The organism is Marinobacter confluentis (genome assembly GCF_004785685.1).
GTDB classification, from domain to species: Bacteria; Pseudomonadota; Gammaproteobacteria; order Pseudomonadales; family Oleiphilaceae; genus Marinobacter; species Marinobacter confluentis.
Genome location: NZ_SRPF01000001.1, coordinates 420547 through 434561, shown reverse-complemented (window position 1 = coordinate 434561; position 14015 = coordinate 420547). Strand labels below are relative to the sequence as shown.

General features: G+C 48.7%; 11 protein-coding genes and 4 tRNA genes. 3 read left to right on the top strand and 12 right to left on the bottom strand.

Annotated features, from left to right (window positions below; genetic code table 11):
• Window positions 1–87: 87 nt before the first annotated feature.
• From clpX to E5Q11_RS02055, 4 genes are all read right to left on the bottom strand, one after another.
• Complete coding sequence (clpX, locus tag E5Q11_RS02070; protein WP_135801740.1) at window positions 88–1371, bottom strand: ATP-dependent Clp protease ATP-binding subunit ClpX; 1284 nt, start codon at window positions 1369–1371, stop codon at window positions 88–90.
• 78 nt (window positions 1372–1449) lie between these two features.
• The gene (gene clpP, locus E5Q11_RS02065) at window positions 1450–2085 is read right to left on the bottom strand and encodes an ATP-dependent Clp endopeptidase proteolytic subunit ClpP (RefSeq protein ID WP_135801739.1); all 636 of its coding nucleotides are present in this window, start codon (window positions 2083–2085) and stop codon (window positions 1450–1452) included.
• 136 nt (window positions 2086–2221) lie between these two features.
• Window positions 2222–3529: a trigger factor gene (gene tig / locus E5Q11_RS02060; RefSeq protein WP_135801738.1), complete on the bottom strand. Its 1308-nt coding sequence runs from the start codon at window positions 3527–3529 to the stop codon at window positions 2222–2224.
• 375 nt (window positions 3530–3904) lie between these two features.
• Window positions 3905–5005 (bottom strand): tyrosine-type recombinase/integrase, encoded by a 1101-nt coding sequence (locus tag E5Q11_RS02055; RefSeq protein WP_135801737.1) that lies wholly within the window; start codon window positions 5003–5005, stop codon window positions 3905–3907.
• Window positions 5006–6189: 1184 nt separating this feature from the next.
• On the opposite strand from E5Q11_RS02055, the gene E5Q11_RS02050 reads away from it, so the two are divergent.
• A complete protein-coding gene (locus E5Q11_RS02050; RefSeq protein WP_135801736.1) occupies window positions 6190–6633 on the top strand; it encodes a hypothetical protein in 444 nt (147 codons plus the stop codon).
• A gap of 258 nt (window positions 6634–6891) precedes the next feature.
• Here E5Q11_RS02050 and E5Q11_RS02045 read toward each other — a convergent pair whose 3' ends face one another.
• Together E5Q11_RS02045 and E5Q11_RS02040 are read right to left on the bottom strand one after the other, a co-directional pair.
• Window positions 6892–7623: a hypothetical protein gene (locus E5Q11_RS02045; protein WP_135801735.1), complete on the bottom strand. Its 732-nt coding sequence runs from the start codon at window positions 7621–7623 to the stop codon at window positions 6892–6894.
• Between the two features lie 3 nt (window positions 7624–7626).
• Window positions 7627–8418: a hypothetical protein gene (locus E5Q11_RS02040; RefSeq protein ID WP_135801734.1), complete on the bottom strand. Its 792-nt coding sequence runs from the start codon at window positions 8416–8418 to the stop codon at window positions 7627–7629.
• A gap of 274 nt (window positions 8419–8692) precedes the next feature.
• On the opposite strand from E5Q11_RS02040, the gene E5Q11_RS18160 reads away from it, so the two are divergent.
• Window positions 8693–9265, top strand: coding sequence for an HNH endonuclease (locus E5Q11_RS18160; RefSeq protein ID WP_135801733.1), 573 nt, complete (start codon window positions 8693–8695; stop codon window positions 9263–9265).
• Between the two features lie 72 nt (window positions 9266–9337).
• On the opposite strand, the gene E5Q11_RS02030 is transcribed toward E5Q11_RS18160, so the two are convergent.
• From E5Q11_RS02030 to E5Q11_RS02015, 4 genes are all read right to left on the bottom strand, one after another.
• Window positions 9338–9422 (bottom strand) — tRNA-Leu (locus E5Q11_RS02030).
• 275 nt (window positions 9423–9697) lie between these two features.
• Window positions 9698–9773 (bottom strand) — tRNA-His (locus E5Q11_RS02025).
• Between the two features lie 94 nt (window positions 9774–9867).
• Window positions 9868–9944: transfer RNA gene (locus E5Q11_RS02020), tRNA-Arg, on the bottom strand.
• Between the two features lie 34 nt (window positions 9945–9978).
• Window positions 9979–10055: transfer RNA gene (locus E5Q11_RS02015), tRNA-Pro, on the bottom strand.
• A gap of 166 nt (window positions 10056–10221) precedes the next feature.
• On the opposite strand from E5Q11_RS02015, the gene folD reads away from it, so the two are divergent.
• Window positions 10222–11079 (top strand): bifunctional methylenetetrahydrofolate dehydrogenase/methenyltetrahydrofolate cyclohydrolase FolD, encoded by an 858-nt coding sequence (folD, locus tag E5Q11_RS02010; protein ID WP_135801732.1) that lies wholly within the window; start codon window positions 10222–10224, stop codon window positions 11077–11079.
• A 4-nt stretch (window positions 11080–11083) separates the two neighbouring features.
• Here folD and E5Q11_RS02005 read toward each other — a convergent pair whose 3' ends face one another.
• Together E5Q11_RS02005 and E5Q11_RS02000 are read right to left on the bottom strand one after the other, a co-directional pair.
• Complete coding sequence (locus E5Q11_RS02005) at window positions 11084–11494, bottom strand: hypothetical protein (protein WP_135801731.1); 411 nt, start codon at window positions 11492–11494, stop codon at window positions 11084–11086.
• Window positions 11495–11678: 184 nt separating this feature from the next.
• Entirely contained in the window at window positions 11679–13859 is a 2181-nt protein-coding gene (locus tag E5Q11_RS02000) for a malate synthase G (RefSeq protein ID WP_135801730.1), read from the bottom strand.
• Window positions 13860–14015: the final 156 nt, after the last annotated feature.

Below are 14015 nucleotides of genomic sequence, written 5' to 3'. Positions count from 1 at the left end.
ATCTTTCGAGCCCCCAGGGGCGTCCACCCCGGCGGGCCGGGCATAAAAAAAGGGCGTCGCCGCCCTTTTTCAACCCGGTGAACTGTTTCAGTCCTCCGGAACCGCTTTTGCGTGATCGCTGCTCGCGTAAATCTTGAACGGTTCGGACTGACCCCGGATTACGCTTTCATCAATAACTACCTTCGATACGCCATGCTCAGACGGAATCTGGTACATGGTGTCCAGCAGGGTTGCTTCCATTATTGAACGGAGACCACGTGCGCCAGTCTTGCGCTCCATTGCCTTGTTGGCAACGGCCCGCAGTGCGTCTTCACGGAAGTCCAGCTCAACCCCTTCCATATCGAACAGTTTCTGATACTGCTTGGTCAGTGCGTTCTTCGGTTCGGTCAGTATCTGGACCAGTGCGGCCTCGTCCAGTTCCGTCAGCGTCGCCACGACTGGCAGACGTCCGACAAACTCCGGAATCAGCCCGTACTTCACGAGATCCTCAGTCTCGACATTCTTGATGATGTCCCCGGTGTTCCTGGTATCGTCCGGGCTTTTCACCTTGGCTGAAAACCCAATGCTGCTTCGCTCGGAGCGATCCTGGATAACCTTGTCCAGGCCCGCAAAGGCACCACCGCAGATGAACAGCATGTTGCCCGTGTCCACCTGCAGGAACTCCTGCTGGGGATGCTTCCGGCCACCCTGCGGAGGCACTGAGGCAACGGTCCCTTCAATCAGCTTGAGCAACGCCTGCTGAACACCTTCGCCAGACACGTCGCGGGTGATTGAAGGGTTGTCCGACTTGCGAGAAATCTTGTCAATTTCGTCGATGTAGACAATACCACGCTGGGCTTTCTCGACATCGTAATCGCACTTCTGCAACAGCTTCTGGATGATGTTCTCAACATCCTCACCCACGTACCCTGCTTCGGTCAAAGTGGTTGCATCTGCAATGGTGAAAGGCACATTAAGCATGCGGGCCAGGGTCTCTGCCAGCAGCGTTTTACCACTACCGGTGGGACCGATCAGCAGGATGTTGCTCTTGCCCAGCTCTACCTCAGCCTTGCCTTCGCCGTAGCGCAGACGCTTGTAATGGTTGTAGACCGCAACGGACAGAACGACTTTCGCCCGGTCCTGACCGATCACATACTCATCGAGGTTGTCACGGATTTCAGCAGGTGTCGGAAGGCGATCACTGGCTTCTTCCTGGGCGTTTTCCTGAATCTCTTCACGAATAATGTCATTGCACAGGTCGACGCACTCGTCGCAGATGAACACCGAGGGCCCTGCAATGAGCTTCCGGACTTCATGCTGGCTTTTTCCACAAAACGAGCAGTACAGCAACTTGCCGTTATCGTCGCCTCTGCCGTTTCTTTCATCTGCCATTGAAATACCTCTGAGCTTGATTTGCCGACTCGCTCATCTGCTTACGCCGGCCGGAATTAATGCGATCACCTTCCAGTATTATTGATTAGGTGTGCGCTTATCAAGTATTGAATCAATCAGGCCATAGTCCTTGGCCTGCTGCGGATCCATGAAATTATCGCGTTCGGTGTCCCGGGCGATGGTTTCCATGTCCTGGCCGGTGTGCTTCGCCAGGATGGTGTTCAGCGTATTCCGGATTTTCAGGATCTCGCGGGTGTGGATCTCGATATCCGTGGCCTGCCCCTGGTAACCACCCAGCGGCTGGTGAATCATCATCCGCGAGTTGGGCAGGCACGCACGCTTGCCCTCTGCACCACCGGACAGCAGAAAAGCGCCCATGCTGGCCGCCTGGCCCACACACAGGGTTGCAACGTCAGGCTTGATAAACTGCATGGTGTCGTAAATCGACATGCCTGCAGTGACTGAGCCGCCCGGGCTGTTGATATACAGATGAATATCCTTGTCCGGATTCTCGGATTCCAGGAACAGCAACTGCGCAACAATCAGATTGGCCATATGATCTTCAACCTGGCCAACCATGAAGATCACCCGCTCTTTCAGCAGCCGGGAATATATGTCGAATGAGCGCTCGCCGCGGGCGGTTTGCTCAATAACCATGGGCACCAGGCCGGAACTGGTAACCATTGCGGGACCATCAATTGGTTTCTGCGTCATGATGCGCGTGAACTCCTTATGGACAATGGGCGTGATGAATATCCACCACAGACTCTAGATGAAAACAGCCGGACTTGCCGGCTGTTGTCTGCTACGAAACGGCCTGTCCCTTTAATGGGGCACCGGCCGTCAGGAATCAACCCTGCTGCTGTTGCCCGGCCTGAATCGCTTCTTCGTACTTCATCTTCTTTTCCTTGACCCTGGCCTGCTCGAGGATCAGGTCAACAACGGTATCTTCCAGTACCGCCGATTCAATCTGCTGCTTCTGCTCCGGGCTGCTATTGAAGTGAGCAACAACTTCTTCAGGTTGTTCATACGTTGAAGCAATTTCCTGGATCTTAGCATCCACTTTCGCAGCGTCTGCCTTCAGATCGTTTTTCTTGACCACTTCCTGGAACAGCAGACCAGTCTTGACACGACGCTTGGCCTGTTCTTCGAAAATTTCTTTTGGCAGCTGCTGGAAATCAACCTGGCCGCCGAAACGCTGGACGGCGTCCTTACGCAGGCGATCAATTTCCTGATCTGCCAGCGCCGCCGGAACGTCTACTTCAGTGCTTTCCAGAAGGCCTTCAACCACGTCATTCTTGACCTTGTTGGAGATCGCCTGCTTCAGCTCGCGCTCCATGTTCTTCTGGACTTCGGCCCGGAATGCGGCTTCATCTTCGGCCTTGATTCCGAATTTCTCGAAAAATTCAGCATTCAGCTCCGGAAGCTGCGGCTCCTGAACGTCGTGAATCTTGATTTCGAACTTGGCATCTTTGCCAGCCAGCTCTTCACTCTGGTAGTCCTCGGGGAAGGTCACTTCAATTTCAAGTTCTTCGCCGGCCTTACCACCAACAATGCCCTTTTCGAAGCCGGGAATCATCTGGCCTGACCCCAGAGTCAGTTTGTGGTTCTCGGCGGCACCGCCTTCGAACTCCTCGCCATCAATAAAGCCTTTGAAATCGATCAGCACAACGTCCTTGTTCTTGGACTTGCGTTTGACCGACTTCATGGTGGCCTGCTGGCGGCGCAGGTTATCGATCATGTTATCGACGTCTTTCTCGCCGATTTCCGCTGCGGGTTTCTCAATGCTGATCTTGCTGAAATCACCCAGCTCAATTTCCGGCAGTACTTCGAAGATGGCAACAAATTCGAGGTCCTTACCTTCTTCCATGGTCTTGGGCTCGAAGCGCGGCCAGCCGGCGGGATTGACGTCCTGCTCCTGAATGGCCTTGATGTAGTTGTCACGCATGACCTCGCCAACGATTTCCTGGCGGACACTGTCACCGAAACGACGCTTGACCACGCTCATGGGAACCTTGCCCGGGCGGAAACCGTTCATTTTGACGGTACGAGCCGTTTCCTGCAGGCGCTTCTGGACTGCCTGGTCAATTTCCTGTGCGGGCACACCAATCGTCAGGCGACGTTCGATGTTGGAGGTCGTTTCAAGAGACGCTTGCATGGAAGATCCTCAAATTACAGAGTCGGTATGTGAATGAAAATACTGCGAAAAGGCCTTAACTGAACAATGTCTCCAGAAGAGGCCTGAAATTAAAAGGCCGTAGTTTATCACGGTTTGCCGTGCCGAGAGAATCACCCTACGAACAGTCTGTAAAACAAAGACGCCAAGGCCCGTCGGGAAATTGAAAAGGAGGGGTAAAGCAAAGAGATGGTGCGAGCGGAGAGACTCGAACTCTCACGGGTTGCCCCACTGGAACCTAAATCGTTCAGCGTGACAGTGAAAGTTGTTAGGACTCTCTTCTTACAGCTTTCCTTAGATTTGCGATATACGGTTATGTGTCATTTTTGCCGGATTTTGGCACACTTTTGACACAGTTTAGACACCCTGAAGGGCTCCTACTCTTCCTTCCTTTATATAGGTGCTTTCAGGCTCACCCTTGAGGGTACTTTTACGGCCTTCCTGCCACTCTTCCAGTGCCAGTATCGCTAGGTCTAAATCACCCTGTGACAGGTGGGCATAACGAAGCGTTGTTGTGATGACACTGTGACCCGCTAAACGCTGAACATGGGTGATAGGTACACCCCTTTGAATCAGCCTTGTACAGAACGTATGCCTACACACGTGCGGTACGAATTGCGGATCATTGGCTAGCTCTAGGTAGTCTCTGCCTCTGTTCCAGTAGTGGGTTAACCTCCAATTGGTCCAATCTGGGAAGATTCGACTATCAGGGGCTTTATTTTCTTTATATCTGTCAAAAACCTCTCTTACTCGTTTAACCAAAGGTACTGATCTAGCTTTCCCGCTTTTTGATTCCCATACTGTTAGATGGGTATCGGTTACGTCTCTAACTGTAAGTCTCCATAACTCAGACAACCTAAGACCTGTGTTGATTAATATAACAACCATATCAGCTACCTCTGGCTTAATGGTTTTAAGATAACTAATAATATTTCTTTCTTCTTCGTCTGAAATCCAACGTATTCTATGTTCAGCTTCTTTATACTTTGGAATTTCATAATCAAAATCTTTCGATATATACCCCCTCTTCTTTGCGTGCTTAATCATCACACTTAATGAAGAATACTTACGATTAATAGTAGCCGGTGACACCTCTTCGTTTTCTTCCTGCATCATCACGCCTACATCATCAATCATTCTCTGTGTGATGTTCTTTACTAGAGCATCTTGCCCAATCAGTTCAACAATAGCTTTTCCGTTGATTTCATGAGTTTTGGTAGATTTCTGGTTCTTCCATCTAGTCCGTGTGACTTCCTGCCTAAGCTCTTCCCAAGTGATAGCTTCTGTCTTGCCTTCCTTATTACGCCTACTGTCATCTACCGCTTCACCCTTCGAGTGCCTAAGCTTGGCTTCTAACTCCCATCTTTCAGCCTCTACGCGGGTTTTAAACGACTTCCGATAGCGTTTATCTAGAGTGATAGCCACTTGCCAACTATTACCGCGTTGCTTTATCGACAAATCAAATACCTCTCAAAAGACCGCTAACGATATAAATAATAAAAAAATATACTAGAATTAATTCTTGCACAGCCTTGCTAAAATATAAAATATTTTTGTTCTTTTTGATAATGAAAAAATGCACAATTTCACCATAAAAACTCTATATGGCATAAATATTAAAACTAGGTTGACAAAAACGAAACCTATGGTTTAATGAATAATTACCTTTGAAAATTTATTTCTTTTAGGCAAAAGGCAGCATCTACAGGTGGTATCAGAAGCTTGTTGTTAAAACTTTGTTAAATAGTACGATAAGTAGAGCGGAACCTTAAATGACTAATTGGATTAACACTTAAAGATATGGATTGATTACTTAAGTAATCGGGTTAATATAAATTGGCTACTTGCTGTTATATTAACTTCATCTGAAAAGGTGATCTTTGCCCGTTGGAAAAGCGGCCAGATGTAAGAAGGGTACAGGCCAACCGCCCTCACCTAGCAAGGTATCTAGCAAGTAGAGCTAACACTTCTCTTACCAGTTAGCACACTGTCCTCGGCTCGTAGCTACCAGTTAATCCATTAGACCCAGCCAAGAAAAAGGTACTTGGTAAAAGGCGCATGACGGCAAAAATCGCTATGTAAAATACGAGATGTGTAAGCTGGTCGGTTTAGGCAAAGGTTAATACCTCCCTACTCTCTTTTTCAAAGGCACTAGGGCGAAGCTTTGCCTAAAGAAAAGTATCTTTCTTTTTTTAAATTTTAATTTGTTCTTTGAACAAATTTACTGTGAAACGACTGATAAGGAGTTTCGCAGATACCAACCTAATTATTATAAAATTTATTTTTCGTGTTATTCGCTACCACTCATAACCCAAATAAATTGATGTGATCGCTTTCGCTCCACACCAATTTAAACTCACTTCGTTCATTTATCAATAATGAAAATTATATAGAGTAAAAATTTTGAAAAAACAGGAAGAGACAACATAATCTTTATAACCAAAATTAATGTCGGATTATGAACACATCTATTTTCTTAAATTTTCTATTTGAATAAATGTCATAACACGAAAACATCATAAATTAAATTACCTAGATTTATAAATATACAAGTACTCAAATACGAAAATAAGAGCTTATTTTATTAAGCGAAATTTTACTAAAATTTTAATTTAAAAATTATAAAGTGAGAAAAATTTAGAATGAAAATTTCAGATGTAATTTTAGACAAAGAAAGCGAAGAAAGAGAAAAAACAACAATCAAGGTTAGTCAAAGCGGTCAAATTAAGATAAACCTCGACACGCTAACTCGACTAATAAAGGAAATATTAAAATTAAAAAACCAAAAAATTTCCGCAATTCTAAAGACAAAAGGAATCGAAGGAAAATTGGCAGGACAGATTTTTATCAATCTTCTTAAGTATTCTCCATCTGACAAAGAGCAATATCTGACACATAGAGAATCTTTGGCCGCTTTCCTGTCAAAATATGTAATCATAAAATGGAAGGGGATAAAGCACAGAAAAACAACAACCTATAAAAAACCACATGAAATATTTTTCAGCCTGCTTATGAATCAACCCAAAATTATTGACATGCTATTAGAACGCGGATTAGAGGAATTAAAAAAAAGGTCCCAGAAATAGGCGCTAGACTTCTTCACATTCATTTCACTGAGCTAACCAATCCAAAATAAATGCAATCCCAGAGCAAATTCCCCAATGCGAATGCCATAGACTTTTATACCTTCAGGGCAAGTAGTATTGCAATCGCCTAATACCGTTGAACGTGTTAAGCCTCAAAATTCACACTCATTGCCACTAATTTTGACACATGCGCAAGGATCAATTTCATATAACGTTCACTATCAATCACTTGTATCCGTCCCCACTGGATCGATAGTCTTATAGTCCATGTTTTCTGTTGAATTCCTCTTGTCTAATGTATCGCTCTTTTGATCTAACCCCAACACGTAAAGCCTTTTCGATTTCTTCGGCCTCCGCATCATTCTGATCTTTGAAGTCACAGAAGAAGATTTTGTCACTAGCTTTTTCATCTTCGACGTATCCAAAGTAACCATAGTGACGATTCTTATAGATGTCCTCACATCTGGTAATCAGGGCATTTATGTTGCTCGGGAGAGTAGCCCGTATGACTATTCCTAAGCGCTCATCACGTTTAATTTGCGTTAAGGGGTAGGCGACCTGATAAATATCCCCCTCCTCGCACTGGATGAACAATGCAACCTCTATAGCGATTCCTAGGCCTACATTTTCAAGGCCGATGTTTATCGACCTTGGAGAATCCAAACGCGACACAAAACATTCTTTCTCTAAAGCGCTGGGGTATCGAAATGCATCACAGCTATTCATGATTAAGATAGGTCTAACTGCCTGATCTCTTTCCTTCTGGGCTCTGTCTCTACCTTCTTTAATGCTCACTTTTAAAGCGCTGACAGTGATCGCAATACTAAACAAACCTAGGACCAGAGGGGTAAATTTTGTCAGGAACTCACCCGCACTTAGCCCTATGAGAGAACCTGCACCAATGAAGACCAAAGCGACCACTGAAATCAACAGAAGGTCGTTCAAGATTTCAAAACAAAGTTTTCCTAACCAATCGGGTAGACGTTTCATAGATTACTCATCGTTCACTGCTTCAGGATCGACGGTATAGCCGACGACCAAGTAGGTCTCTCTGGTTAGTGGCCTTCTTTGAAGTGCCTTATTAAATCTCTCAGACTCCTCACGGTCGCGCGGAAAGTCTACGCTATACTCATTTCCTATCACCATTTGATCAGGGCCGATATAATCATCACAAATCGGATGTAAACAAAAATGAGTATTATCAAAAATATCCTTATAGCTCGTTATAAGACTTCCAATATTGCTTGGAAGAGTACAACGAATTTCTAAAAACGCACTTCCATTTACTTCAACTTTTGGAACCTCGTAAGCCACTAAGTAAAATTCTCCGTTGAGGCATTTAATAAATACCTCAACATTTAAAGCAACACCCAAACCAAAATTTTCTAATTTCACATATAGCTTTCTATCGACATTGCCGCTATCTACAATACATTCATATTTCTCAAATTCTTGACAGCCAAAATATCCGTTCTTTTTAGCAGTTAGACCTACAGCCTTCGCTAATAGAATCGGTCTAACGTTCTGATCCCGCTCTCTTTTGGCTCTATCTCTGCCTTCTCTGATGTTTCTTTGAAACAGATAAAGGGTGATAGCTATCGAGAACAAACCTAAGAGTAGTGGTGTGTAGTATTCCAGAATTTCCTGTATCGGCCATTGAAGGACGATGGCCAGCCCCATCATCACAAGAGTTAGCGCCGTGACGCCGAGACCGCAGGAAAAAAACGCTAGTCCGAATTCCTTCGCTACCTCTACTACTTCCCTCGCCCATACCGGTAACTTCATGATCTCTAAACCTTCTAATCGTATAGGTGCTGACTCTAGCACACTTACTGTCCGTGATCAGAACTCAGTCCGGCATTGATAGTTTGTAAAGCAATCGAGTATAGGCATCCAAAGCTCACTTGCTTGGATGAGAGACCTGATGTGGTGAAGTCATGTTTTTCGAAAATTTTGAAATTAACTTTCAAATAATAATAAGAAGATAAAAAAGTAAAATTTTGCCTATTGACAAATACTAAATCCGTGAGACTCCTATATCAAATATAGGAGTTATTTAATGAGGTTAACAAAAAAATATTTAAACGAGGCATTAGATTATGATCCATTAACCGGGAAATTAATTTGGAGTTACAACAGACCTAGAAACCATTTCAAAGACGATGGGAGGTTTTATTTTTACCTTAACCATCACGCAGGCAATGAAGCCGGCTCGGTTAGAGCTGAAAAGAAAGGGAATTCCACATATAAAAGACATGTTGTTAATTTAGGTGGGAAACAGTTTAGTGTTTCAAGAATTATATGGTATTGGGTCACTGGTAGTTGGCCCGCTCACCAAATCGACCACATAAACGGAAACAGTTTAGATCACAGGTGGTCGAATCTTAGAGACGTCACACCCAGATTAAATAGCAACAACTTAAAAAGATATCGAACTAACTCATCTGGTGTATGCGGTGTCCATAGAATGACCGATGGACGCTACCGGGCTCAGGCCTCGATTAAACAGCCTTGTGGCAAGTTTGGGAAAAAAAATCTAGGAACGTTTAAAGACAGGTTTGATGCGGTGTGCGCTAGGAAGTCTTGGGAGGCTGCACAAGGTTACACCTCAGACAGCCATGGGAAGCGATAGACGACCTGATCAGTACCCTAGCCTATCCCACATAAAAAAAGCCTCTCAGGGCTTCTGAGAGGCTTTAGTAATTGGTCGGGTTGGGGAGAATCGAACTCCCACTCCTCTCGGAACCAGAACCTAAATCTGGCGCGTCTACCAGTTCCGCCACAACCCGAATTTTGAAAACTGAGACCATTTTACCGTGTTGGTTGCCGGTTGAAAAAGGCAGTTACCTGACACGTTTTGGCACATAATTGACACAAAATCCTGTGTCACTTCAAAAAAACCTGATAAAACAGCGTTTTAAAACCCTCAACACTGGAACCTAAATCCAGCGCGTCTACCAGTTCCGCCACGCTCGCACAGAATAACCAGTAAGCCTTGGCCCAATCAGGGCATGAACAAACCGGAATTTGCAGAAAACAACCTTGAAATACTTCAGAAGGAAATTGGGGTGGACGAAGGGGATCGAACCCTCGACCGCAGGAGTCACAATCCTGAGCTCTACCAACTGAGCTACGCCCACCACATTCAGGCTACCGTTGGGCAGGGCCCAACAGATACTTCCGGTTAACTTTGCTGATTCGGTGTCTCCGGGACGGATCAGACCGTCTGCGGTATGGCGCGCCCGGCAGGACTCGAACCTGCGACCACCGGCTTAGAAGGCCGATGCTCTATCCAGCTGAGCTACGGGCGCATAAAACCGTTCGCCCACCTGAACATCCAGAAAGTGGTCGGGGTAGAGAGATTCGAACTCCCGACATCCTGCTCCCAAAGCAGGCGCGCTACCAGACTGCGCTATACCCCGTCTGAACTGAACAACAGATACCTCAGCAAAGTTGGCGCGCATATTACCGGCGCCAACCCGGCGCGTCAACACGCTTTTCACCATTTACCCCGGCGATTGGCTGAAGACGGTAACCGTGAGACAATGCTGCGCCTTTTGATTCTCGCACAACCGACAAGACAAAGACATGACCGCAGAACTGATTAATGGAAAAGAAATCGCCGCCCGTGTTCGGCAGGAAGTGGCTGCGGGCACGGAGTTGCGCCGGGCACAGGGCCTGCGGCCGCCCGGGCTGGCCGTGGTTCTGGTGGGCGACGACCCGGCTTCCCATGTGTATGTGGGCAATAAACGTAAAGCCTGCGACCAGGCCGGCATTGTGTCGCTGTCCTATGACCTGCCCGCGGATACGTCTCAGGAAGCTCTGGAAGCTCTGGTAGACGAGCTGAACGAAAACCCGGCCGTCGACGGCATTCTGGTCCAACTGCCACTACCAAAGCATCTGGACGCCGACCCCATACTTGTGAAGATTCGCCCGGACAAAGACGTCGACGGCTTCCACCCCTACAACATTGGCCGGCTGATGCAGCGCAAACCCACCCTGCGCCCCTGCACACCGGCGGGTGTCATTACCCTGCTGGACAGCATCGGAACTCCCTACAAGGGACAGCACGCGGTGATCGTCGGTGCATCGAACATCGTTGGGCGCCCCATGACCATGGAGCTGTTACTCAAAGGTGCAACGGTCACTATCTGTCACCGGTTTACCGACAACCTCGAAAAATTTGTGGGTGAAGCGGATATCCTGATCGCTGCCGCCGGAAAACCGGGGCTGATCAAGGGCGAGTGGGTAAAGCCGGGATCGACGGTGATTGATGTTGGCATTAACCGGATGGAAGACGGCAAGTTGCACGGCGATGTAGACTTCGCCACAGCCGCCGAGCGCGCAGCCTATATCACTCCGGTGCCAGGCGGCGTTGGCCCGATGACCATCGCCACGTTGCTTCAAAATACGCTCTACGCGGCCAACGAGCTTCACGCAGACTAGCCCCTCAAGCGTCCTCGCCGCTGCCAGCAGCGACCCTCAGGGACAACTGCTGATGCCGGTTGAGGATGCTTTCGATTCGCTCCAGGGATTCTTTCGTTGATGCTTTCAGATCCTGATCGAATTCAATCCCGACGAAACTCAGGCCACCTTCTTCCGCCACGTGCCTCACCTTCGCACTGACCCGGTCAGCGCTGATCTCCCCTACCTCGGTCGCAAGCAGAAGGCTGAGCTGGATCGCTCCCTGCTTCTGCAGGCTGGTGAGAAGGGTCTTCTCAGGGCGTATTCCCATACCCAAACTGTTGTAATCGGCCACCTCTACCGATACCCACTCACTGGAAAGCATGCTTTTCTTGACCCGGACCTGTGCCTGCATGGACAGCCAGGGTAATCTTTTGCGCCGACGCCGCTCAGCCATGGCTTGTGTTCTCCTCGTCAATTGATGGTGGTAATAAAGACTTTGTTTTTAATACCAACACTTACGGCGAACTAAAACACGAATAGCGGTGAAGGGTGATCTGCCTCTCAGTCCTGCAAATTTTTAATCCGCAGACATAAAAAAACCCGCCACGGCGGGCGGGTTCTGCAAGTCAGGACAGAACTTACTGGCCAAACTTCTCTTTGGCCTTGAGACGATAAGCGTGCAGAAGCGGCTCGGTGTAGCCGTTCGGCTGTTCACGCCCCTTCAGTACCAGATCCATAGCGGCCTGGAAGGCAATGCTGCTATCGAAATCCGGCGCCATGCTGCGATAGGTCGGATCATTCGCATTCTGGCGATCCACCACCGCGGCCATGCGCTTCATGGTTTCATGGATCTGCGCTTCCGTGCAGATGCCGTGGTACAGCCAGTTGGTCAGCAGCTGTGATGCAATACGCAGGGTGGCACGATCTTCCATCAGGCCCACATCGTTGATGTCCGGCACTTTGGAGCAACCGACACCGCTGTCGATCCAGCGAACCACGTAACCGAGGATACCCTGGGCGTTATTGTCCAGCTCCTGCTGGATTTCCTCAGCAGACAGCGACTTTGGATCGTCCATGACCGGCACGGTCAGAATGTCATCGAGGTTGGCGCGGGCGCGGCTTTCGAGTTCTTTCTGGATATCGGCAACGCTAACCTGATGATAGTGAGTCGCGTGCAGCGTAGCAGCCGTCGGCGACGGAACCCAGGCGGTGTTGGCGCCGGCTTTCGGGTGGCCAATCTTCGCTTCCAGCATGCCTGCCATCAGGTCCGGCATGGCCCACATGCCTTTACCGATCTGGGCAACGCCACGGAAACCGGTTTCCAGGCCAATATCCACGTTCCACTGCTCATAGGCCTGGATCCAGGTGGCCTGCTTCATCGCGCCTTTGCGAATGAAAGGTCCAAGCTCCATGGAGGTATGGATTTCATCACCGGTACGGTCCAGGAAGCCGGTATTGATAAACACAGCACGCTCTTTGGCGGCATGAATACAGGCTTTCAGGTTAACAGTGGTGCGACGTTCTTCGTCCATGATGCCGACTTTCAGCGTGTAAGCCGGCAGGCCAAGCGCATCTTCAACACGGCCAAAGAATTCATTGGTAAACGCCACTTCTTCCGGGCCGTGCATCTTCGGCTTCACAATGTAGACAGAGCCATTGCTGCTGTTCTGCAGCTTGCCGTTACCCTTCAGGTCATGAATCGCAATCAGCGAAGTCACGATACCGTCCATCAGCCCTTCAGGCACTTCACTGCCATCTTTAAGAAGAATCGCCGGGTTGGTCATCAGGTGGCCCACGTTGCGCACAAACATCAGGCTGCGGCCTTTCAGCACCAGCTCGCCACCGTCCGGCTTGTTGTAGCTGCGGTCGCCGTGCATCTTGCGGGTCATCTGCTGCCCGCCTTTTTCAAAGCTCTCTTCCAGATCGCCCTTCATCAGGCCGAGCCAGTTGCGATAGGCCAGAGCCTTGTCGTCTGCGTCTACAGCCGCAACAGAATCTTCGCAGTCCATGATCGTGGTCAGCGCGGATTCCATCAGCACGTCTTTAACGTGGGCGCCATCGTCTTTACCGATCGGATGGCTGGCATCGATCTGGATTTCGAAATGCATGCCGTTCTTCACCAGCAGAATGCCGGTAGGTGCATCAGCGGCACCGGTGTAGCCCACAAAACCGGACTCGTCTTTCAGGCCGGTGGTCTCGCCATTCTGCAACTTGACTGCCAGCTTGCCGCCGCTGACCGAATACAGAGCCGCGTCTTTATGGCTACCCGATGCCAGGGGCGCTGAACTGTCCAGCAGATTACGAGCGAATTCGATAACCTTGGCGCCACGCACCGGGTTGTAGCCGCGGCCTTTCTCAGCACCATTTTCTTCGGAAATGACATCGGTGCCGTAAAGCGCATCGTACAGGCTGCCCCAGCGGGCGTTGGCGGCGTTCAGGGCAAAGCGAGCGTTCATCACCGGAACGACCAGCTGAGGGCCGGCCATGGTGGCCACTTCCGGATCTACGTTTGAGGTGGAGATCTTGAATTCGCCCGGTTCGTCTACCAGGTAACCGATTTCTTTGAGAAAGCCCTTGTACTCGGCCATGTCGAGCTTCTGACCCTTGTGGTCACGGTTCCAGCTGTCCATCTTTTCCTGGATGGCATCGCGCTTGGCAAGCAGCTCCTTGTTGCGCGGCGCCAGCTCATGGACGATTTTATCGAAATCCGCCCAGAATTTATCGGCATCAACACCGGTGCCGGGAATCGCTTCGTTGTTAATGAAATCGAGCAGATTCTTCGCGACCTGCAGGCCGCCGACTTGTACGCGTTCTGTCATCGTTATTTGCCTCGGTAGGTTCTATTTTCTTGGGCCTAGACCGGCCATCGCCGGGTAGGCCTTTTTAATGAAAGGGCGTATTGTACGAGAAAATGCCTATCACGTCATTCCCGGCCTCGCCCTCTGTCCTTTGCTTTTCGCGCTGGCTCAAAAGGC